At 44.3% G+C, this 21,709-nt stretch carries 19 protein-coding genes; 14 read left to right on the forward strand and 5 right to left on the reverse strand.

Annotated elements, in window-relative coordinates; translation table 11 throughout:
- Positions 1-81: 81 nt before the first annotated feature.
- The gene (locus Q7J41_RS12330) at positions 82-1,884 is read right to left on the reverse strand and encodes a DUF4153 domain-containing protein (protein ID WP_304888543.1); all 1,803 of its coding nucleotides are present in this window, start codon (positions 1,882-1,884) and stop codon (positions 82-84) included.
- Positions 1,881-3,875, reverse strand: a complete 1,995-nt coding sequence (locus Q7J41_RS12335) for a S8 family serine peptidase (RefSeq protein WP_304888545.1) — start codon at positions 3,873-3,875, stop codon at positions 1,881-1,883. The genes Q7J41_RS12330 and Q7J41_RS12335 overlap by 4 nt, the downstream gene beginning before the upstream one ends.
- 442 nt (positions 3,876-4,317) lie before the next feature.
- Between Q7J41_RS12335 and Q7J41_RS12340 the strand changes: the two genes are divergently transcribed.
- Positions 4,318-4,797: a YbaK/EbsC family protein gene (locus tag Q7J41_RS12340; RefSeq protein ID WP_304888547.1), complete on the forward strand. Its 480-nt coding sequence runs from the start codon at positions 4,318-4,320 to the stop codon at positions 4,795-4,797.
- A gap of 96 nt (positions 4,798-4,893) precedes the next feature.
- Here the strand turns inward: Q7J41_RS12340 and Q7J41_RS12345 are convergent, their stop codons facing one another.
- Positions 4,894-5,682 carry a GIDE domain-containing protein gene (locus tag Q7J41_RS12345; RefSeq protein WP_304888549.1) on the reverse strand — a complete coding sequence of 263 codons (789 nt, stop codon included), beginning with the start codon at positions 5,680-5,682 and terminating at the stop codon, positions 4,894-4,896.
- A 4-nt stretch (positions 5,683-5,686) separates the two neighbouring features.
- Positions 5,687-6,355 (reverse strand): PspA/IM30 family protein, encoded by a 669-nt coding sequence (locus Q7J41_RS12350; protein WP_304888551.1) that lies wholly within the window; start codon positions 6,353-6,355, stop codon positions 5,687-5,689.
- A 317-nt stretch (positions 6,356-6,672) separates the two neighbouring features.
- On the opposite strand from Q7J41_RS12350, the gene Q7J41_RS12355 reads away from it, so the two are divergent.
- The 13 genes from Q7J41_RS12355 to Q7J41_RS12415 all read left to right on the forward strand — a co-directional run bounded on the left by Q7J41_RS12355 (position 6,673) and on the right by Q7J41_RS12415 (position 18,588).
- Positions 6,673-6,795 (forward strand): hypothetical protein, encoded by a 123-nt coding sequence (locus Q7J41_RS12355; RefSeq protein WP_304888553.1) that lies wholly within the window; start codon positions 6,673-6,675, stop codon positions 6,793-6,795.
- Between the two features lie 5 nt (positions 6,796-6,800).
- On the forward strand, positions 6,801-9,827 hold the full coding sequence (locus Q7J41_RS12360; protein ID WP_304888555.1) for a methyl-accepting chemotaxis protein: 3,027 nt from the start codon (positions 6,801-6,803) through the stop codon (positions 9,825-9,827).
- A 292-nt stretch (positions 9,828-10,119) separates the two neighbouring features.
- Positions 10,120-12,987: a methyl-accepting chemotaxis protein gene (locus tag Q7J41_RS12365; protein WP_304888557.1), complete on the forward strand. Its 2,868-nt coding sequence runs from the start codon at positions 10,120-10,122 to the stop codon at positions 12,985-12,987.
- 192 nt (positions 12,988-13,179) lie between these two features.
- On the forward strand, positions 13,180-13,671 hold the full coding sequence (locus Q7J41_RS12370; protein WP_304888559.1) for a Na+/H+ antiporter subunit E: 492 nt from the start codon (positions 13,180-13,182) through the stop codon (positions 13,669-13,671).
- Positions 13,668-13,931: a monovalent cation/H+ antiporter complex subunit F gene (locus Q7J41_RS12375; RefSeq protein ID WP_304888560.1), complete on the forward strand. Its 264-nt coding sequence runs from the start codon at positions 13,668-13,670 to the stop codon at positions 13,929-13,931. Before Q7J41_RS12370 ends, Q7J41_RS12375 begins: the two co-directional genes overlap by 4 nt.
- Positions 13,928-14,230 carry a monovalent cation/H(+) antiporter subunit G gene (gene mnhG, locus Q7J41_RS12380; protein ID WP_304888561.1) on the forward strand — a complete coding sequence of 101 codons (303 nt, stop codon included), beginning with the start codon at positions 13,928-13,930 and terminating at the stop codon, positions 14,228-14,230. The genes Q7J41_RS12375 and mnhG overlap by 4 nt, the downstream gene beginning before the upstream one ends.
- The gene (locus Q7J41_RS12385) at positions 14,227-14,772 is read left to right on the forward strand and encodes a DUF4040 domain-containing protein (RefSeq protein WP_304888563.1); all 546 of its coding nucleotides are present in this window, start codon (positions 14,227-14,229) and stop codon (positions 14,770-14,772) included. Before mnhG ends, Q7J41_RS12385 begins: the two co-directional genes overlap by 4 nt.
- Entirely contained in the window at positions 14,762-15,025 is a 264-nt protein-coding gene (locus tag Q7J41_RS12390; protein ID WP_304888565.1) for a hypothetical protein, read from the forward strand. The genes Q7J41_RS12385 and Q7J41_RS12390 overlap by 11 nt, the downstream gene beginning before the upstream one ends.
- The gene (locus Q7J41_RS12395) at positions 15,018-15,407 is read left to right on the forward strand and encodes an MnhB domain-containing protein (protein ID WP_304888567.1); all 390 of its coding nucleotides are present in this window, start codon (positions 15,018-15,020) and stop codon (positions 15,405-15,407) included. Before Q7J41_RS12390 ends, Q7J41_RS12395 begins: the two co-directional genes overlap by 8 nt.
- Positions 15,407-15,760, forward strand: coding sequence for a sodium:proton antiporter (locus Q7J41_RS12400; protein WP_304888568.1), 354 nt, complete (start codon positions 15,407-15,409; stop codon positions 15,758-15,760). Before Q7J41_RS12395 ends, Q7J41_RS12400 begins: the two co-directional genes overlap by 1 nt.
- A complete protein-coding gene (locus Q7J41_RS12405) occupies positions 15,753-17,354 on the forward strand; it encodes a complex I subunit 5 family protein (RefSeq protein ID WP_304888569.1) in 1,602 nt (533 codons plus the stop codon). Before Q7J41_RS12400 ends, Q7J41_RS12405 begins: the two co-directional genes overlap by 8 nt.
- Positions 17,355-17,572: 218 nt before the next feature.
- Positions 17,573-17,845, forward strand: a complete 273-nt coding sequence (locus Q7J41_RS12410; RefSeq protein WP_304888571.1) for a hypothetical protein — start codon at positions 17,573-17,575, stop codon at positions 17,843-17,845.
- 143 nt (positions 17,846-17,988) lie between these two features.
- A complete protein-coding gene (locus Q7J41_RS12415; protein ID WP_304888573.1) occupies positions 17,989-18,588 on the forward strand; it encodes a hypothetical protein in 600 nt (199 codons plus the stop codon).
- 110 nt (positions 18,589-18,698) lie between these two features.
- Here the strand turns inward: Q7J41_RS12415 and Q7J41_RS12420 are convergent, their stop codons facing one another.
- Positions 18,699-21,623 (reverse strand): methyl-accepting chemotaxis protein, encoded by a 2,925-nt coding sequence (locus tag Q7J41_RS12420; RefSeq protein ID WP_304888575.1) that lies wholly within the window; start codon positions 21,621-21,623, stop codon positions 18,699-18,701.
- Positions 21,624-21,709: the final 86 nt, after the last annotated feature.

The following is a 21,709-nucleotide window of genomic DNA, read 5'->3' on the forward strand; positions in this document are numbered from 1 at the left end:
GTCATTATTATTGGCGCATAAATTAACAAATATTAATCTGAATAAAAGCATAAAAAAAGTGAGGGTTCCCCCACTTTTTGTCTATTTTATATGAACCAATACATAAAAATCGCCATTGTACAGCGGTTCTGATCCTGATTTTTCAATGGCTACAAACATCGCTACCAGGGAGATGACGGCCTGGTCATTTTCCTCGGTATAGGTGGCCTCATCGGCATTTATAAAATCTTTGCTGATCTTGTAATTACCGCTCTGGGAAGTATCAAATTGATCGAATACTTCTTTCATATCTATCTGCATCAGCTCCTGATCATCTGTATCGGTTAGCACTAATGCCCCAGCAGCACCTGTTTTTGTTCGAGAAAGGGTATACGTTTTTCCAGCTGACTCAAAGTTGCAGATAATCGGATCCATCTTTTCATCCATCGTATAGAAATTTGCTACCACAAATGTTTCATAATCTGAAATATTAAGGGGTGACTGCTGGTTTAAATTTAGATAAACCGAATCCTGACGGTATGGATTTTCATCATAGCGATAAAAACCAAAGGTATTATAGAAATCCTCGTAAACATCAAAATCCTCGCCCAGGTAGGAAATATCTGTAGCGTATTCCATCATAACCAGGTAGTTGACTGAATCAGAGATGATTTTTTTATCCGCTTCGGATAACGATGCGTTGGGACTAATTGTGTTATTTTCCAACATCTTGTTTTCAACCAGGATATCAGTGAGCCGTCCGGTCTGACTCGTTCGGCTGATGGTAAAGGCGTCTACTGGCGGAATAATGGAAAACAGTGAAAATCCGATCAACAGCGCTGCGATGATGCCATTTTTACGTACCGCCATAAAACACATCAGAATACCGGAAACAGCAGCAAAAATGCCAAAGAGAATCACATAGTAGCGACCGTAGGTAATCCCGGTTTCCTGAATTCGCAACAGCGAGGCCGCAATCTGAAACAAGACAATCGGAACCAGCACCTTGGGAAAGATCTTTCGGAATGATTCGGCCACTTTATTTTCTAGGCTGCTGGCCAGAATATAAATTAGAATAACGGCAATCGCAAAACTCACCAACATCGGTTCCAGGCGGTTATCGATCCAGAAATCGCCAGTGATATTTCTGGCGATATAAATTATCAGAATAACCGTATATACCGTCAACAGCGGAATGACAATATAGGAGACGAGCACCTCCAGAAATTTCGGGCACTGATAGGCTCGGCGAACCTTTTCCCGGTTCTGTTCCAATTGATCTGGAGACCGGTTATTATCCGCAGCACCGGGATAAACGGGGATCAGTGAGAGAAAGTAAATTGGTGCAAACAGAATGCCGACACTATTTAAGGTATGCAAATATGATTTATCAGATACTCTAAAAAGAAGCAGATCAATCGCCGTGATAATCAGGGTGATCCCGGTAAACAACACCCCTGAAAAAAGCAGGGAATTAAAGAAAGCTTTAAAGGCAGCCATAAACCCCTGGTTGAAGTTGATCTCGCTTTTTATCACCGGAACCCAGATATAAGCAATCAACAGTGCGAAAAGAGCCACTGATGTGCGAATCCAGGTTTCCGTGCTGGTACTGGTATACTGTCTGACAATCAAAAAATAACCCAGGGTCAGTACCAGACCTAAAGCCATTGCGGCAAGCCGAACGGAAGTCTTGTCAAAAAAACGCTCCCAGGCAGCCTGGAGGGCAAATCCCAGAAAAGCCCCAACCAGAAAGGTCAGTAAATATCTGGTGTAATCGACCTCCTGATGAATAGCCATGGCATTCACAACCGCCGCCGCCGCCAGAAAAGCAACGGTGAGTGGATATCGCGATAACGCCTCAACCAGCCCGCTTAATTTTTCCCAGATCTTATCTAAAAGTTTCATTTTTCAATAAAAGGATTAACTATCAAGCCGGGAGCGGCGCTGCCCTTGGGCACAATCTCAATGCGGATGCCTTCGAGTCGATAGCTAAAACCAGCGGTTCCAGCTTGTTGGCCATTGCTCGCCCAACCCATCCAGCCGACATTCTGGGCATGAACCTGATAATAAACATCAAAAAGATCGGCGTCAGTACCGGTCAGTTCGATGGCGATAGCTTCCAATCGCAGCGATTTCCCTGCGGTTCCGCTTAAAGCGCCATCAGCCACAAAATTCTGCCAGCCGATGTTTTGAACATGGGTTTTATATTTCACTCCAAGGTCATAGTTTTCGGTAATGGTATTGATCTCAATCGCTTCCAGCCGCAGCGACTTCCCTTCAGTTCCACTGACCGCACCATCAGCAACGAGACTCTGCCAACCAACATTTTGCACATGGGTTCGATATTCAATGGCAGGTGCCGCTTTGTCTTTCACTACATAATTGACAATCGATTCTTTAACGGTGTTGCCTTTTCCATCCAGTACCTGCACCGACAGAGTATAGATTCCCGCTACAGTTGGCGTAAAGGTAGCTGTGGCAGTGCTGCTATAATCCTGGATGGAGGTGGTTTTGCCATTTAAATCATAATAAAATCCGTATTGATAATCACCCTCGCCACCACTGGCAGCGGCGTTCAGGGTAAGCAGTGTTCCCAGCGTTTGCCCGGTTGCTTTATCAACCGTAAAGGTGTCAATCCTTAATGGATTGCTCGGAGTAACCTTCGCCATGGCGGCATCTAGTTGAATCATGCCATAACCGTAGTAGTCATCTCGGCCGTTAGCGCCAAAATCCAGCGCCGTTTCTTTAAGCAGGGTTTCAACCTGGGTACTGGTCATCGTGTAATCCGCTGCCATTAAAACTGCACAAGCTCCGGCTGTGATGGGGCTCGCAAAGGATGTACCGGAGGCTTCTTCATAGGTTCCGTCATGATTTGTCGAATATACTTTGTAGCCGGGCGCACACAAATCAACCAAACTGTTGTGCTGAGAAAAATAGGCAATCTTATTGGTATTGTCGGTGGCCCCCACTGAAATGACATTATTATAGGATGCCGGGACCGCCAATTCGCCGCTGTAATTGGCGTTACTGCCTTCATTTCCGGCTGCCGCCACCAGCACCTTGCCAGCATTAGCAGCATTTTCCACAGCTGTTCGCAAAGCCGATGAAACCATATATCCACCAAAACTCATATTGATGACTTTTACATCTGATCGTGCAGCTGCATCATACAAGGCGGCGCAAATATAACCGACATCGAGATTCTTATCGCCATCCGACAGGCCGCCAACCCGATACGGCGCCACCTTGATGTTAGCGGCTCCGACGATCCCGGCAATGCCAATACCATTATTGACCACCGCCGCTACACAGCCTGAGACCAGTGTCCCATGTCCGGATAAATCGACCATGTCGGTGGTTCCTTCGACATAGTCATAGCCAGTTATCACGTTATCGGCGATGTCAGGATGTTGGGTATTCAGACCGGTATCAATAACAGCTACCACCACGGTTTCTGTATTATTGACCTTGTTCCAGGTTTCATCGGCGCCAATCCGTTCAAACTGCCAAGCTTTAGACAAATCGGGATCATTTGGCAGTGCTGATGTCTGGATATACGAATTTTTTTCGGCCACCAGCACATTGGGATTTTCAGATAATTGGGCAATCAGGGCGTCCGTATTTGCAGAATCGGCGACTTCGATAATATCGACCTGATCATTTAATGTTTCGCCGCCCTTAATCTCCTGGCTGGTCAAGGCAAGACTTCCAATTGTGGCCTGATCTTTATAAATAACGATGATCTGATCATTGATAGTTGAACTACCATCAAGATTTGCGACCTCATCCAGACTTTGAATGACGATGGTCTGGCTTTCTGCGATAACCCCCAGGGGACAGGAACTTCCAATTAAAACCATTGCGAGCAGGAAGACGATTGCCTTCTTAAATTTCATAGATATTACCTCTTGCACTTTCCGTTCTTTTTTTTAATCGAGTGATTTTTGGGGGGGTGCTCCTGTTATTTTTATTTAAGCTAAGTTCGGTCTTTATCTCAGACCTTTTTCATTTTCAGATACTAAAATTATACCCGCAAGAGACTTTTTTTTCAATCGCTAATTATCAATGCCCATTCATAACTCTTAACTTTTCTTAAAAAATACTGAATTCCAAGTTTCGCTAAAGGTTAGAGGGGTATTATTTATTCAAGAGATAAACATCTCCCCTTTTTCTTTTCATTCCTAATATAAAAAAAGCAGTGCATCCATCCGGGATCACTGCTTTTTTATTTGGAGTCTGATGATTTTAGTTTACCATTTGTTCTTAAAATAAAATATGATAAAATTGAAACACATTAATTATGATTAATAAATCTGATATGAACAGGAGCATAGCAAAATGGCAATTGAAAAAGTGCGGGACTATTTTAAACAATGGAATCTGGATTCTCGAATTCAGGAATTTGAAACCTCATCGGCAACGGTGGAACTGGCGGCTCAGGCGCTGGGATGTGCTCCGGAGCGAATCGCTAAAACCTTGTCTTTTAAATTGGCGGATAAATGTGTGCTGGTGGTAACCGCCGGGGATGCCAAAATTGACAACGCCAAATTTAAGGCTCATTTTAAAACCAAGGCTAAGATGCTCTCCCCTGAAGAAGTGGACCGTTGCATCGGTCATGGAATTGGCGGCGTCTGCCCCTTTGCGATCAATGCTGATGTGGAGGTTTATCTGGATCACTCACTGCAACGATTCGACACCGTCTTTCCGGCCTGTGGCAGCAACAACAGCGTTATCGAACTAACCATTGATGAGCTCGAAAAATATTCAAACTGTGTGGCCTGGTCTGATGTTTGCAAAAACTGGCAGCTTCAAGCCTAGAATGATTTTTATAATTCACTTTAGCAAAACCCCCGATGATTATTCAAATCATCGGGGGTTTACTTTATAATTAGTAATTACCTAAACCAATTTGGTTTAGGAAAATAGAAACATCACGGCAATTCCGGCAATGACACTGCCGATCGCAATAGCCAATGCGATAAATTTTTCGTTTTTTACATCATCCAGTAATTCTTCTTCTGATTTATAGGTCACATGTGATGGTTTTTTAGTTGTCACCGAACGTCCCACGTACAACCGGTTTCCCCGTTTATGAATTTCCCCCAGAATATACATCGGCTGATCTTCCGGGAGAATTTCTTCAAAAAAGCGATAGCCCAGAAAACGTGATCCTCTGGTGTTTGAAAAGCTAAAATTGAAGTTATCTCTGACCCAGTTGGAATCTGATGATTCCATGCGGTTGCAGCCTGGCATTAAGTCCACATCGCCACCAAAACTGGCCATATCGATATATACTTTTTCTTCTGAGCTGCTGTCAGAAAGATAAACTTCCACCGGACTTTTTTCACTGGATAAAGAGCTTTCCACCTTATCCGTAATGGTTCTGGTGTTTCCTTCATCATCCCGTTCGGTTCTGGTTTCTTCATGCACGGAAAATACTTCATTTTCATAATAGGCTACTGGCCGTTGCGAAAATGGTGCTTCGACATCCCCTGAAACACTGTGAAGGTGACCCTTCACCTCACTGTAATGCCGGTAATTCTCATCCAGACTGGATAGATCGCCAACAATATCCAAAACATCTTTAATACAGGTTGTCTGTTGAAACTGGATTTCCTGGGCTTTTGTCTTGCTTTTATTTAAAACGTAAACAGCGTAGCCAATCCCGGCAACCATAATCAGTATTCCAATAATAAATGCCATCGTTCTATGCTATTCCCAATTCAGCTTTAAGCTTGGCCAGTTCATCATCAACCGCTGATGTTTGTTCCAGTGCTTCAAACTCGTCTTCAAGACTGGTATTTTCGCCCGCCATTTCGGTAAAGGCCTGGGCTTCAGCTTCTTTGGCGTTCACTTTCTGTTCCATCTTGTCCAGCTTGGTGAAGGCACTGGTGCTGTCGGTGCTATTTAAAGAGGTGCTGACACTTTTTTGGGCGTCGGCCATTTTAGAACGGGCAATCAGCATGTTCTGTTTCATCCGGGCTTCTTCCAGCTTGGATTTTAATTGGCGTACCTGATCTTTCAGTTGGCCAACTTGCATGCTCATCGAGTCATAGGCAGCCTGGAACTGAACTAAATCACCATCGACGCTGGTTTTTTGCGCCAGGGCTTTTTTGGCCAGCTCTTCATTGCCAGCCAATAATGCGGTTTTGGCTTTTTTACTCCAGTCTTCTGAAGCTGCTTTAGCCGATTCCAATTGTTTTAAAGCCTGCTTTTCACTGCCCATCGCCGCACCCAATGCCTGGGTGGCACTATTAACCTGAGCTTCCATGTCAATGATAATCTGTTTTACCATTTTTTCCGGATCTTCAGCCTTATCCAGCATGTCGTTTACATTCGCCTTTAACAAGTCACTAAGACGTTCAAAAATTGCCATTTTTTCCTCCTGCTATTTGTTTTTATTATTTCAGGGCATAAAATGCCTGGGCCAAGTGATTGTTTCCGGCCATCGCCTGATTTCGATCAAATCGCCTTTTTTCTGTAACTTCATCTTAACAAATCAGAGAAAATATGTCTATTTCTTTTTTTTGTTTTAAGGGTAAATTAACACCACTTAATTTACGTGAAGCGGATTTTTTTTTCATTTGTCATTTTTTTGACTATTCCATCATGATTTCTAATAAGAACGAATGAAAAAATCCTTTAAGGGTATACAACCTAAAACAAATCATAATTTTAAAAGAAATTTATTGTTTGGCAGAATTAGCCATTGATCAATCAGGAAAAAAAGGATATCCTGTAACAAAAGTTTTAAAAAAGCAAAAGCAATTATTTGATTTTTATCGGACAAGAATTATTTTTACACAAAAGGGGTGATATCTATGAAAAACATTCGAACAAAACTAATGGTTTATTTTTCCGGACTGATTCTAGTTGTATGTGCTGTCTTTACCTTTGTCTCTATTAATGCCTTAACTAATGCTGTGGTGACTGAAGCTGAGAAATCACTAACTACCCAGGCTCAGAATTCAGCTGAAATCATCAGCAGCCGCAACGAACAAAATTATATTTATCTTGAAGGGATCGCCTCCCGGGATAAGATTTTTTCCAGCAGCGTCCCCATCAATGAAAAAATGGCAATGCTGAAAAACGACGTCAGCAGTTCCGACCGCTTCCTGCGAATAGGAGTGTCTGATCTCAATGGCAACCTTTACCTGTCCGACAGCTACGGTGACCGGGGGCAGATTGTCGATATCACCAAACGGGATTATTTTCATGATTCAGCCGCTGGTGAACGGGGAACCATGAATCCGGTTATCAGTGTGAACCCTGATGACAACGGTGCCTTGATCATGGCCTACTCAGTGCCGATTTATGAAAATGGTGCCATTGCCGGGGTTCTGGTGGCAGTGGCCAATGCCTGGTTCTTAAATGACATCACCGATAATATGAAATTCGGTGAAACCGGCTATACTTATATTATTGATTCAACCGGTACCGCCATCTCCCATCCCGAGCGGGATAATGTTGTCAATCAGATGAACCCCATTACTCTGGCCGAAACAGATGCCAACTATAAAGCGTTCGGCGTTGCGGTTGGATCAGCATTGGAACAAGATTCTTTCACTTCGACCTATACCCTGAACAATCAGGAGTATTACATGGCTTCCGCAAAGGTGACTGGCATGGATTGGACGGTGGTTCTCGCAGTGGAATCCGACGAGGTTCTGTCAGCCCTGCCTGGCGCTATCTTAAGCAGTGTGCTGATCTCCATTGTCGTTTTGGCCATCAGCATTATCTTCTGCTATTTCATCGCCAAACGGATTACCGATCCGATTAAAAAAGTCAATCATATGATCAAAGAAATGGGATTGGGTCATTTAAGCGCTCGGCTTAATATGGAATCCAATGATGAAATTGGCGAAATGGCTATGGCCATGGATAGTTTTGCCGATAACCTTCAAACTGAGGTAATTGCAGTGATGAACCAAATCTCTGATGGCGATGTCTCAGCTGACATTGAAATCATTGACAATCAGGATGAAATCAAGCCGGCCCTTAAAAAGACCATCGAATCGATCCGGGGTTTAATTGACGAAGCCACCATGCTGGCCCGAGCCGGCGTTGCTGGACAACTATCCACGCGGGGCGATGCGGAAGCGTTCAAAGGCGGATTCAAAGACATTGTCGACGGTGTCAATAATACCCTCGACGCTGTGGTAGGGCCACTGAATGTGGCTGGCGACTATGTTGACCGCATCGGAAAAGGGCAAATTCCAGAAAAAATTACAGCAACCTACAATGGCGACTTTAATACTTTAAAAAATAACATCAATGCCTGTATTGACGGCTTGGGTGCTCTGGAAGAAAGTAACCGGGTCCTTAGAAAAATGAGCCTCAATGATTATTCAGAAACCATGCCCACCAATTATCTGGGCATCTATGCTGAAATCGGCCATTCGATTAATGACGTCCATACCCGATTAATGCGTGTCGTTGAAGTATCGACGAATATTGCCAATGGTGATATGAGTGATCTGAAAGTATTGTCAGAAATTGGCAAACGCAGTGACAATGATACCTTGATTCCAGCCCTTCTTGGGATGATTCAGAATATTTTGAGACTGGTGGTTGAAACTGAAAAAATGGCCAGTATTGCTATTGAAGGTAATTTAAGCAACCGCGGCGATGTCTCCGGATTCCCCGGTGAATACGGAAAAATCATCAACGGCTTTAATCAGACCCTGGATGCCGTCATTGCTCCCATTGAAGAAGCCTCGGCTACCCTCACCCAATTGTCCCAAGGGAACCTGCACACCAAAATGGCCGGTGCTTACCGTGGCGATCATGCCCAGATAAAAGATGCCTTAAACCAAACCATCAACTTCCTGAGCCAATACGTTACCGAAATAACCAGCACTCTGGAAGAAATGGGTCGCGGCAATCTGAATCAGGAAATCACCACTTATTATCTGGGTGACTTTCAGGCCATTAAAACGGCTCTCAATGATATCAACACCAACCTCAGCCATACCATGACCGATATTGATGTCGCTGCCGGACAGGTTGAAGTCGGTGCCCGACAGATTTCTGACGGCGGTCAGGCGCTGGCGCAGGGCACCACCGAACAGGCCAGCTCGATTGAGGAATTGACTGCCTCCATCGAAGAGGTCGCTGGCGAAACTAAGAAAAACGCCATGCGCGCCAACGAAGCCAACGAACGAGCGATTGAGGTTCGCACCAACGCCGAAGTCGGCAATACTCAAATGACAAAAATGATATCTGCTATGAGCGATATTAATATGTCCTCCAATGATATTTCCAAGATCATCAAGGTTATTGATGACATCGCCTTCCAGACAAATATTCTGGCTCTGAATGCCGCTGTTGAAGCCGCCCGGGCTGGACAACACGGTAAAGGTTTTGCCGTCGTCGCTGAAGAAGTACGAAGCCTAGCCGCCAGAAGCGCTGAGGCTGCCAAGGAAACCACCGGTCTCATCGAAGGCTCCATTGACAAGGTCAACATGGGTACCGAAATTGCCGATGAAACTGCCATCAGCCTCAAAGAAATTCTTGCTGAAATTGAAAAGGTCACCAGCCTGGTCGGTGACATTGCTCAGGCCTCCAATGAACAAGCCTCGGAAATCGCCCAGATTACCCAAGGCATTGAACTGGTTTCACAGGTGGTTCAGACCAATTCAGCAACAGCTGAAGAAAGCGCCGCCGCCAGCGAAGAACTATCAGGTCAAGCTGATATGCTCAAAGAAATGGTGGGCGCCTTTAAAGTCAAGACTGCAACCCAAACTGCGTTTAAAGCTGCCGCCGTTTCAAAACCGGAACCCTCAGCTGCTAAATCAGCCGCTGAACCACGCATCCTTTTGGATGATATGGAGATGGATAAATACTGAAGCAGATCTGGGTATGATTCAAAACTTTTATGAAGATGTCTTGTAAAAAAGCAGTTTAATGATTCATTTTACCTCATATTAACACCAAGCCCCCAGGTTGTTCGATCAGAACAACCTGGGGGCTTATTGCTGTTCAATGCATATTTGCACGGTCTCATTTTTCAGCCGCCTTCCGATATTTTTCTTTTTTTTATATCACCTTATTCTCTTTTGCTGTTATTGTTTATTTGATTTGGGTAAATAGAATTCGGAAGAGGGAAAATTTTAGCCTTAATATTAGGAGGGCATCAAAATGAAATGGATGTACAATATGAAGATTGGGACGAAATTAATGGTGAGTTTCATAATTGTCGCCCTAATCACTGGGGTAGTCGGAATCCTTGGAATCATGAACTTGCAGAATCTTCAAAACTCCAACAAAATACTTTATGACGAGATGACTGTACCAATTGCAGATGTTGGTCAAATTTCGACATCCTATCAGCGGATGCGGGTTATCGTCCGGGATATGATTATTGAAAACAGTCCGGAGCTGATCCAGTCCAATGCGGATAAGGTTATCATCCGCAACGGCGAAATCGACGAGGCCGCCGCTGCTTTCCAGGAAACCATTGTTGATCCGGAGATGCAGGCCGTTTTTGACGAATTTGTGGAAGCCCGAAAAGTTTTAGCCCAGGAATTTGAAAAAGTAAAAGCCCTGGCGATCCAGAACCGGGATGCCGAAGCCTTCGCCCTACTCGCCGATACCGGTGCTTACGAAATAGCGGCATCGGTACAAATGGATCTGATCAATGAGCTGGTGCCGATGAAATTGGAAGAAGCGCAACAGGGCGCAGAACTGGATGCAGCCGCAGCCAATGCCGCCATGACCACCATGATTATTGTAACCCTGATTGCTTTTGCGGTTGCCATCATCTTCGGCTTAGTGCTCCGTTCGATGATCAGCAAACCGCTGCAACAAGCCAATCATATGATCAAAGAAATGAGTCTGGGACATTTTACCATGCGTCTAAATATGAACCGCAAAGATGAAATTGGCGAAATGGCCGAATCCATGGATACCTTTTCTGATGATATCCAAACCGTTGTTATTGGAACTATGAATCAGATTTCCAATGGCAATGTCACTACAAATGTAGAACCAAGAGATTCTCAGGATGAGCTGGCTCCAGCTCTTAAACTGACCATCGAAACAATCCGAAGTCTGATCAGTGAAGCAACCATGCTGTCCCATGCGGCCATCGCCGGCCAATGGCAAACCCGCGGCGACGCTGATGCATTTAGCGGCGGTTTTAAAGAAATTGTTGAAGGGGTTAATGCCACTCTGGATACCGTTGTTGACAAAATGGTCTGGTATGAAGCCATTATTGATGCCGTTCCCTTTCCCATTCACGTTACCGATAATGATATGAAATGGACCTTTATGAACAAACCGTTTGAAGATTTCATGATAACCAACGGAGTCATTAATGATCGTGATTCGGCCTGTGGCATGGACTGCTACAATGCCAATGCCGACATTTGCCGCACCGAAAACTGCGGTATTAGACGTCTGGTTGACCAGGGCCTGAATGACAGCTATTTCGAATGGGTCGGCCGCAGCAATAAACAGGATACCGCCTATCTAAAAAACAAAAAAGGCGAAAATATTGGCTTCGTCGAAGTTGTCACTGACTTAACTCCAATTATCCGGGTAAGCACCTATACCAAAAACGAAGTATCCCGTTTGGGCGACAATCTGATCCGGTTATCTCAAGGGGATTTGGCCTTTGATATGGCGATTGGTGAAGCTGACGAATACACCACTGAAGTCAGTGCTCAATTCCAGGAAATCATCAATACTTTGGGGCGAGTTAAAACATCTGTCGACAACCTGATCAGCGATGCCACGATGCTGGCTGAAGCTGGTGTTGATGGTCGCTTGGATAAAAGAGCTGACGCCAGCCGCCATCAGGGCGATTTTGCCCGGATTGTAGACGGCGTCAATGCCACCCTGGATGCCGTTGTCGAACCAGTTCAGGAAGCCTCTGCCACCTTAAAAGAACTGGCTCAGGGAAATCTGAACACCGGTATGGTTGGTCACTATAACGGCGATTATACGCTCATCAAAGATAACATGAATCAAACCGTTGCCTTCCTGAAACGTTATGTCGATGAAATTGCCCATACCCTTGAAGAAATGGGACGGGGAAACCTGGATCAGCAAATCACCACCAATTATCTGGGTGACTTCCAGGCGATAAAAACTGCCCTCAATGATATTACCAGCAATCTCAGTAAGACCATGACCGAAATCAACGTGGCCGCCGGCCAGGTTGATATGGGCGCCAAACAGATTTCTGACGGCGGCCAGGCCTTATCCCAGGGAACCACTGAACAGGCCAGTGCCATCCAGGAATTGACTGCTTCCATTGAAGAAGTGGCTGCTGAGACCAAACGAAATGCCATGAATGCCAATGAAGCCAATGAACTGGCTGTCAATGTTCGAACCAACGCCGAAAAAGGCAACAGTCAAATGTCAACCATGATCGGTGCCATGGACGATATCAATGATTCATCAAACAATATTTCTAAAATTATCAAGGTTATTGATGACATTGCTTTCCAGACCAATATTCTGGCTCTAAATGCCGCCGTTGAAGCAGCCAGAGCGGGTCAGCATGGCAAGGGTTTTGCCGTAGTCGCAGAAGAAGTTAGAACCCTGGCCGCCCGAAGTGCGGAAGCCGCCAAGGAAACCACCGGCTTAATTGAAGGCTCCATTGACAAGGTCAGCGTCGGTACAAAAATTGCTGATGACACTGCCGAAAGTTTGAAGGAGATTCTTGATCAAATTGATAAGGTTGCTGGTTTAGTTGGCACCATTGCCCAGGCTTCCAATGATCAGGCTTCTGAAATCGCTCAGATCACCCAGGGTATTGAACAGGTATCTCAGGTTGTTCAGACTAATTCTGCCACCGCTGAAGAAAGCGCTGCAGCTAGTGAAGAACTTTCTGGCCAAGCTGAAATGCTTAAACATATGGTGGATGCCTTCCAGTTAAAAGCTAAAAGCGACTCTGTTAAAACAGCCAGGGCAGTTTCTGCACCATCGGTAAAACCGCTTACAGCACCAAAGTCGGAACCAAGTATCATCCTCGATGATATGGAGATGGACAAGTATTAGTTAATTATCAGCATCACATTTATGAGGCTTGGTTACTCTAATCCAGGCCTTATTTTCATATGCCGACGCTGCGGTCTTGATTCAGTTTCCCCCGACTTTGTTCGCGATGAAATTCGTTAACATCAAGCGACTTATCTTTATTATAATGACACCCACGCCCATGGTTATCTTCGCAACATTAAAGGAGCTCATATGAAAAAAATGGTTCGCACCCTGGTTTTGATTCTAATTTTTACCGGCTTCTGGCTTATTTTAAATGAAAGTTTGGCCTTTTCACAAATCCTGACCGGCCTGTTTTTTTCAGCAGTCGCCCTTCTCTTCACCAATCGTTATCTGCTGGAAGATGATTATCTCGGTGCTTATGGCATTAAACCCAAAGTTCTTTTCCATTACGCCGTGTATTTATTCGTTCAAATTTACCGATCCGGCTTTTCCGCTATTATAAAAATTATCAAAGGTGAGGACGCCGTGAAGATCATCGAATATGAAACCTGTATCAGCAACGAGCTGGGTATTTGTCTGTTGGCCAATGCTATTACCCTAACTCCCGGAACCGTGACCATTAGCAAGAATGGCCGCCTGCTTCAAATCCTGGCTTTTCAGGACGAAAATACCTTTACCGATATTACTGAAGGCAAAAGCTGTTCCCCCTACGAAATGATTTTAAGGAGGATCGACTCATGACCTTTTTAGAAACAACCCTACTCGTCATTGCCATCTATATTACGCTTGTGCTAGTTCGGGTCATTCTGGGTCCCACCATTTGGGATCGTCTACTCGGTTTGAATGCCATTTCAGCCAAAATTATCATGTCCATCGTCATCCTTTCCATCATTACGCAACAATCCTATTTGCTGGATGTGGCATTGGTTTATGCGCTGCTAGGATTTATCAGCACGGTGCTGATTGCCCGCTTTATCGAAAAAAAAGGAGACATCTCATGATCGATTTATTGGCTTATCTGCTCATCACCATTGCCCTTATTTTTATGGCTTTAGGGGTCGTCGGTCTGTTTCGATTCAAAGATTTTTATTCACGAATTTTAATCTCCGCCAAAATCGAAACGGTTGGCTTTCTGACCATTATGATCGGTTTCGTTATTTTATCCGGGTTCAGCTATGCCGCCATGAAAATCCTGCTAATTACCCTGATGGTGATGATCACCAACCCGCTGTCCACCCACGCCATCGCCCGATCTGCTTTTTTAAGTGGCTATGCCATTAACCAGGGGAGCCGACCATGACCGAAAATATCTTTCTGATCACTTTGGTGGTTCTGGCACTCATTGCTCTGAATACTAAAAAACTGCGCCGGGCGGTTGTCTATCTGGGTATTTTTTCACTGGTCAGCTCTTTTGTCTATCTGCTCTATGGCGCTCCCGATGTGGCCATTGCTGAAGCCATTATCGGAAGCACGATCACCACGGTTTTATATCTGGTGGCACTGCGAAAATATCAGGTCTTCTCTATTTTTTACTCTAAAAGCGAGAACGATCATAATATTAGCTACATAAAAAACAATGCTCCGTTTTTAAATAATCTCGAAGCTTTTTTGATCAAATGCGAAATGGAACCGCAGATTATTTATTCTGGAGAGTCTATTGAAACCATTCTCGATCAGAAAAAATTTGATCTTGCCATCCATCATACCGATCAGGACATTTGGATTTATGGCTGTGCTGAAGACTATCAGATTGACGCCGTTGAAAACTATTTACATGATAACCATGGTGACTTGAACATTCACTTAATTCGATGTGAAGAAGGAGATGATAATGAAGCGTAGAGTTATAATCATGATTTTTGCCATGGCTCTTGCCAGTCTGGTGCTTTTTATTAATTTTGATGCCAATCTGGTAGCCAATCCCCAGATCGCTGATTTTTATCTGGAAAATTTCCATGCCGACACCCATACTCAAAATGCAGTAGCGGCGATCTATCTTAATTACCGGGTTTTTGACAGTATTTTTGAAACCCTGATTCTGCTCGTCAGTGTCTCGGCCGTCATTATTTTTTCGTGGAGGCGCACCGATGACTGACCGTTCTGAAATTATTTCGCAAATGACAGGGCTTTTATATCCCTTTATTTTATTGTTTGGATTTTACATTATTTTAAATGGTCATGCCAGTCCCGGTGGCGGATTCCAGGGCGGCGCCGTGCTGGCTTCGGTATTTATCACCCGATATCTGGTCGAGCCGGATCGTTGCATCCAACTAAAAACCCTAAAAACGGCGGAAAAGATTCTTTTTGTCTGCATTATTCTTTACCCGGCTTTTTTTTTATTCGCCACCACCGCCAACCACTCAGAACTGATGAACCTGACCTATCTTATCGTCATGAATTTTTTAATCGGCTTAAAAGTCTGCAGCGGTTTTACCATCATTTTTTTTAGGTTTGCCTTTTATGAAGGGGGTATTTAATGATCTATATTAACGGAGAATCCATCAGCATCTTACTTTTTTTTGTGGGCGTCTATGGCCTGATCGCCAGAAGAAACATCATCAAATCGATTATGTCCATCAGCATCATGCAGGTGGCTGTTATTTTATATTTTGTTTCAGCCAATACAGCCCCGGGTAGCATCCCGCCGATTGGCGATATCGCCCAGACCCTACAAGTCGCAGATCCACTCCCCCAGGCCTTAATGATTACGGATATTGTCATTGGCATTGGGGTAACGGCTGCTAGTTTGACGATGTTTATTCATCTCTATCATCGTTTTAGATCCACCAACTGGCAAAAAATTATGAAAAAAAGGAATCGCTATGATTAATTTGCATTGGGTTATTTTATTACCGATTATTTTAGGCACCGTCGCCAAGCTGATATCCATCAATACCGCAAAAAAAATCATCGCTCTTTTTCAGGCGGCCTTATTGGTTTACGTCACCCAGATCTTTGTTGATGTGCGTAAAAATGGCACCATCCTGGAAAATATTGGCGGCTGGCCAGATACCATCGGGATCACCTTAAGAGCTGATCTACTGGCCTCGGCGATGATTCTTCTGAGCTGTTTTTTATTCCTGGCGATGGTAATCTTTGTTCACAATAAAAACTATGCCGACCACCTTTTTTTCTTTCTTTTTCTCAGTCTGGAAAGCTTGATTATTGGTATTTTTCTTTCAAATGATTTATTTAACATTTTTGTTCTGATTGAAGCCGCCACCCTGATCATCACCATTCTGATCATGTATAAGAAGGCTAATGTCGCAATTTATGATGGGCTGATGTATTTTCTGATCAATGTGGTTGCGATGTCATTTTTCCTGATGGGTCTGGGGATGCTTTATAAAAAAATTGGTGTGCTCGATTTTTATGCTCTGGAAACGGCTCTCAGCCAGGTTAAAGACCCCCAAAGCCTGATTCTGCCTTATGCCTTTATGATTACCGCAGTAAGTTTAAAAGCTGCTTTAATGCCGCTTTTCAGCTGGCTGCCGAAGGCTCACGGTACCCCTAGTGCCCCGTCGGTGGTTTCGGCCATCTTATCCGGTTTATATGTTAAAACCGGCATCTACGTGTTCCTGCGGTTACAGATAGCTTTTTCACCCCTGATTGATACCTCCGAACTTTTTATGATCCTCGGATTTGTCACGGCCATCGCCGGTTTTATCTTGGCCTTAGCTCAAAAAGATATCAAACTCCTATTAGCTTATTCAACCGTTTCTCAGATTGGCGTCATTATGATTGGTATTAACCTAGACAATCCGGTGGCTTACTGGGGCGGACTCTATCATCTGATGAATCATGCTATTTTTAAATCGACCCTGTTTCTCACTGCCGGGATGATCATCTCTGAGTACAAGACCCGGAATCTTAACGAGGTAAACGGTGTCTTTGAACACATGCCAGCCGTCGGGGTGGCGACCATCTTGTCAATTCTGGGGATTATTGGTGCCCCTTTATTTAACGGCAGTATCTCTAAATATTTAATCGCTTCTGGTTCAAGCGGTACCTGGATTGAATATGGTCTAATTCTAATCAATCTGGGAACCATTGTTGTCTTTATTAAATATGGCCAGTTGCTTTTCGGCCATTCGGGCAAAAAAGAAACTGCCGACTCCGATATTTTGGAAAAAGCGGTTGTCTTAACCCTGAGCATACTGTGTTTTCTCGGTGGTATTTTTGGCAGCCAACTGATTGCCATCCTTTTTAACGTCGATTTGACTGTTGACCTTCGGTCTTACGTTATAAAAATGCTACTTTTCTTTGGATCAATACTCCTGGGCTTGCTTATTTATCGCGGCTTATTTAAAAAGACAAATCGCCTGGCTTTCATTAATTCATTCGAACTTGGTTTTAATGAAATGTGCCTCTCGATCACCTTGTTTTTTGCTTTTATCGTTATTTATTTAAAAATAGCGTTTTAAATTTCCTTTGCTTTTTCTCAATACAGAATCTTAATTATTTTAATATTCTTCCCAGTTTTGTCTTATTTGATCATTTAACCTAAAGTAATATCAAAAAATGGCGATATTAATAGTAAGAACGAATGAATATAAATCAGAGTTTCTTTGATAAAAACCACAGCGACTACTCAAGTCTCCCTTTACAAAAATTTCAACTACATAACAGGAGGTTCATAAAAATGAAGTGGATTAAAGACATGAAAGCAAATACCCGGCCATGGTTGGCTTTTCTTTCCGGATTTGCGGCGAGCAGCTCTAATGAACCAGATGACACCGCCATAATTAATGAATACTTTGCGACTTACCTGCAAAATGTGGCAGCTGATCATATTAAACCTGTTTCCTGCGAATCTGATCTACTATATAAAAAGCACGGTGACAGCTGTGAAGCAAACGCAAAACATCCTGACAAACCATTAAGAGCCCTGTCCCCCTTAAAACAGGTACTATAAAAAATGTCCTTTCAGTGTAACTGCTGAAGGGACATTTTTAAAATCTGTTATTATTTTAAAAATAATGTTATTTTTAGCTGCTTTTTGTCGATATAGTCTAGAGAAGCTAATAAACTATTTTAATATTTATAAAGGAGGCTGTTATGAATACAAATGCAATTGATGCGAACAAAGCTTTGAATCAAGCGATTCAGACAAAAGGAGTCACCCAGAATGCTGACGTCAAAGTTGAACCCGAGGCTGTCGATAAAGTCCAGCCAGTTGTGCAAAAACTTGACTCCATTGAGCTTGGCACCGCTACTTCCGAAGACATCGGAACCTACACCGTCGACCGTAAAAAGATAAACGAAATGAAGGCAGATTTTTCCCGCAATACCGAGTCATTCAAAAAAATGGTTGAAGCCATGATTGAAAAACAGGGCAAAAAGGTTAATCAGGTTCTGAAAGATCTAGCCGCCGGAAAAGACGTTGAAATCACGGTAGATTCTGAAACTCAGGCGGCTGCCCAGGAAGCGATTTCCGAAGACGGCTATTTTGGCGTAAACAAAACTTCAGAACGGATTGTTGATTTTGCCAAGGCTCTCTCCGGCGGTGATAAAAGCAAGCTTGAAACCCTCCGAAATGCTTTTAAAGAAGGTTTTGAAAGTGCCAAAGAAGCCTTTGGCGGGGAACTTCCCGAAATCTCCCAGCAGACCTATGATAAGGTCATGCAGGGCTTTGATGATTGGGCTAAAGAAGAATAAAAAGCATTTTCTCTGACGGCGCTTTCATTTGCCAAGGAAAAAGCACCTGTACCTACAAAAAGACAAGGAAATTTTTCCTTGTCTTTTTGTTTTTGATTTTACTTTAAATTTTATCTCTTAAGTTTAAATTGCGAGATCATTTCCTTGAGCAACTGCGACTGACCGGATAATTCTTCACTGGCTGCCGCCGATTGCTCGGCTGTTGCCGTATTTCCCTGAACAACTTGCGATACCTGATCCACGCCCAGATTAATCTGGGTGATATTGGTGGCCTGATCATTGGATGCTTCCGCAATTTCCTGAACTAATTGGGCTGCTTTAGTAATTTCTGCCACAATTTCTTCCAGGGCAATGGCTGTTTCATCAGCGATGACCGTACCGCCTTCGGTCTTTTTCACCGAACCTTCGATCAGGACGGTGGTTTCTTTGGCTGCTTCCGCACTTCGAGCGGCCAGGGAACGAACTTCTTCTGCTACCACAGCAAAACCCTTGCCATGCTGGCCGGCTCTGGCTGCTTCCACAGCGGCATTCAGCGACAGGATATTGGTCTGGAAAGCAATATCATCGATGACCTTGATGATTTTTGAAATATTGCCAGAAGCCTGGTTGATTTCAGCCATGGATTCCTGGAGCTGGCGCATGCTGTCGTTTCCTCTTTGCGCTTTTTCCTGAGCTGTGGTGGATAGCATGTTAGCTTCACTGGCTCGTTTGGCATTGTCTTTTGTTTTATCCGCAATTTCATCAATCGACGAACTCAATTGCTGGATGGCGGCGGCCTGTTCGGTTGAACCCTGAGCCAGCATCTGACTGCCATCCGATACCTGTGAGGCTCCGGCCGAGACCTGATCGGCCGCTTCGTTCATATCTTTTAAGATCCCATTGAAAGATTCAATAATGTGGTTAAGGGCCGTTTTTATTGGCTCAAAATCGCCTTTATAGTCGCCAGTGATGCTGACGGCCATATTGGAATTGGCCATCTGATCTAAAATATCAGAGACTTCATCAACAATCCCTTGTAAAAAGTCCAGCGTACTGTTGAGTGAATCTTTGATGGCCGAATGCTCGCCCTTGTATTCCCCTGCCATTCTCAGTTTCAGGCTGCCATTGGCCACTTCTTCCAGCACCGTATTGGCTTCCTGTATCGGTGCCACCATGGCTTCCAGTGTGGCATTAATACCGGCCACAATCCGGGCATATTCACCGCTGTGTTTGAGTGTGTCGGCACGGGCATTGAGATCCCCGGCGACTGCCGATTCGACCAGACTATTGGTGTCACCCACCAGCATTTTGATGCTGTCAAAGGTACGATTAACGGAATCCTTGATAATGGCATATTCCCCTTTGTAATTGCCTTCCATGCCTTGATCAAGATTACCCTGCGCCATTTCTTCAAGCACTCCGGAAGCTTCTTTAATGGGTTCTGCCATCGCATCTAAGGTGGCGTTGACACCGGCAATAATTTTGGCGTATTCGCCCTGATGTTTGGATCGATCCGCCCGGGTATCGAGCTCACCAGCCACGGCTGCATCCACTAAATGATTGGTATCGCTGACCAGCATTTTAATGCTGGCGAAGGTCTTGTTGACAGAGATTTTAATAGCGGCATGTTCCCCTTTATAATCGCCCTGCATATCTTGTTCCAGATCACCTTTTGCCATGGCTTCCAGAACACCGGAGGCTTCTTTAATGGGTTCAACCACCGCATCAAGGGTCTGGTTGACCCCAGCGATAACCTTCTGGTAATCACCGTTATACTTTGATGCATCAGCCCGTTCATCCAGCCGGCCCTCAACTGCAGCACTAACTAACATATTGGTGTCAGTGATCAGCGTTTTGATGGCTCCCTGGGTATCCTGCAAGGCTGGTCCGACCTGATCATTGTCACCGACCATGATAATTTCGTCATCCAGGTTCCCCTGGGAAATATGTTCAAGTTTGTCGATCAGATTATCCTGAACATTCTGCTGCATGGTTGCCACAGCCTTGAGCATGGTGCCAATTTCATCCTGACGATTAATATACTTACCGGCATTGGAATGTTCATTGTGCCGAAAATCAAAGCCCGCCAGACGGTTTAATTCTTCGGTCGTTGCCACAATCGGTTTGGCGATCGTGCCGCTGATCAGGAATACAGCAAATGCCGCCGCAATAATTGCCAGAATAATTACGGTAATAATCGTATTTCTGACTTCTGCCACCTGGGCATCGAGCTCAGCCTGATCCATGGCTACTGACAATATCCATGGGGTACCTTCGACCGGGGCAAAACCAACTAAAAATTCTTTTCCTTCAAGGCTGTAATCTCCAGACCCCGGTTCCCGGGTTATTATCTTACTTCGCACCAATTCAGCTAACTCGGTATAATCTGAATTCTCTTCATCTGCTTTGGCAAAGCTAAATTGCTGCTTAACCAGATCCAGATTCGCATTGCCCACAACAATTCCATCATTGTTTATCAGCGAGCCAAAGCCCGTTTCCCCATAGGTAACCTCGCTCACAATACTACTTAAGGTTTTCCCTTCTCGTCTTCCATAAAGGACTGCTGTAATCACGCCATTTTGATAGACCGGCGTCGCAAATAGCAGTACCGGTTCTCCGGTTACCCGACTGATTGTGATATCAGATACCGTCGGAACACCAGCGGCCGCCCCTTTAAAATAACTTCGGTCAGCAACGTTAACCGTATCGCCAGCAGCACTCTGGGTAACACCGTTGCCAGCCAAATCCGCTAAAACAAAGGCATCATAGCCTACTCGTGCGGCTTCGCCTTCAAAAAAAGCAACCCGCTGTTCCTGAGGCACAGCCGGATTCAGAATAATTGAATTTTGAGCCAGACCCTCCATATAGTTTAATTGATTATCTATTCTGGCTTGAATATATCGCGCTTGTACTTCTGCCATATTCTGTAATTCTGCATGGGCATCCTCTTCCAGAACACTGGCAAACTGATTGACAACGACAACCCCCAAAATGCCTGTAACTGCCAAAACGAGTGCGGTAAACAATGTGATAAGACGTAGCCGGATTGATTTCATAGTTTCCCCTTTCTTTTCCCTTTTATTGTTCTGCTTCACTTGGCTTCGCAAAGCATTTTATCTTTAATACCTAAACAAACTCGTTG

It is taken from the genome of Acetobacterium sp., assembly GCF_030652775.1.
In the GTDB taxonomy this organism is placed as follows: domain Bacteria; phylum Bacillota; class Clostridia; order Eubacteriales; family Eubacteriaceae; genus Acetobacterium.

Bases quoted from the DNA above. Each gene is read 5' to 3' on its own strand.
- Q7J41_RS12395 (WP_304888567.1), top strand. From the start codon at position 15,018: ATGACTGACCGTTCTGAAATTATTTCGCAAATGACAGGGCTTTTATAT.
- Q7J41_RS12375 (WP_304888560.1), top strand. From the start codon at position 13,668: ATGACCTTTTTAGAAACAACCCTACTCGTCATTGCCATCTATATTACG.
- Q7J41_RS12370 (WP_304888559.1), top strand. From the start codon at position 13,180: ATGAAAAAAATGGTTCGCACCCTGGTTTTGATTCTAATTTTTACCGGC.
- Q7J41_RS12335 (WP_304888545.1), bottom strand. From the start codon at position 3,875: ATGAAATTTAAGAAGGCAATCGTCTTCCTGCTCGCAATGGTTTTAATT.
- Q7J41_RS12420 (WP_304888575.1), bottom strand. From the start codon at position 21,623: ATGAAATCAATCCGGCTACGTCTTATCACATTGTTTACCGCACTCGTT.
- Q7J41_RS12405 (WP_304888569.1), top strand. From the start codon at position 15,753: ATGATTAATTTGCATTGGGTTATTTTATTACCGATTATTTTAGGCACC.
- Q7J41_RS12340 (WP_304888547.1), top strand. From the start codon at position 4,318: ATGGCAATTGAAAAAGTGCGGGACTATTTTAAACAATGGAATCTGGAT.
- Q7J41_RS12365 (WP_304888557.1), top strand. From the start codon at position 10,120: ATGAAATGGATGTACAATATGAAGATTGGGACGAAATTAATGGTGAGT.
- Q7J41_RS12400 (WP_304888568.1), top strand. From the start codon at position 15,407: ATGATCTATATTAACGGAGAATCCATCAGCATCTTACTTTTTTTTGTG.
- Q7J41_RS12330 (WP_304888543.1), bottom strand. From the start codon at position 1,884: ATGAAACTTTTAGATAAGATCTGGGAAAAATTAAGCGGGCTGGTTGAG.
- Q7J41_RS12350 (WP_304888551.1), bottom strand. From the start codon at position 6,355: ATGGCAATTTTTGAACGTCTTAGTGACTTGTTAAAGGCGAATGTAAAC.
- Q7J41_RS12385 (WP_304888563.1), top strand. From the start codon at position 14,227: ATGACCGAAAATATCTTTCTGATCACTTTGGTGGTTCTGGCACTCATT.
- mnhG (WP_304888561.1), top strand. From the start codon at position 13,928: ATGATCGATTTATTGGCTTATCTGCTCATCACCATTGCCCTTATTTTT.
- Q7J41_RS12390 (WP_304888565.1), top strand. From the start codon at position 14,762: ATGAAGCGTAGAGTTATAATCATGATTTTTGCCATGGCTCTTGCCAGT.
- Q7J41_RS12410 (WP_304888571.1), top strand. From the start codon at position 17,573: ATGAAGTGGATTAAAGACATGAAAGCAAATACCCGGCCATGGTTGGCT.
- Q7J41_RS12360 (WP_304888555.1), top strand. From the start codon at position 6,801: ATGAAAAACATTCGAACAAAACTAATGGTTTATTTTTCCGGACTGATT.
- Q7J41_RS12345 (WP_304888549.1), bottom strand. From the start codon at position 5,682: ATGGCATTTATTATTGGAATACTGATTATGGTTGCCGGGATTGGCTAC.
- Q7J41_RS12415 (WP_304888573.1), top strand. From the start codon at position 17,989: ATGAATACAAATGCAATTGATGCGAACAAAGCTTTGAATCAAGCGATT.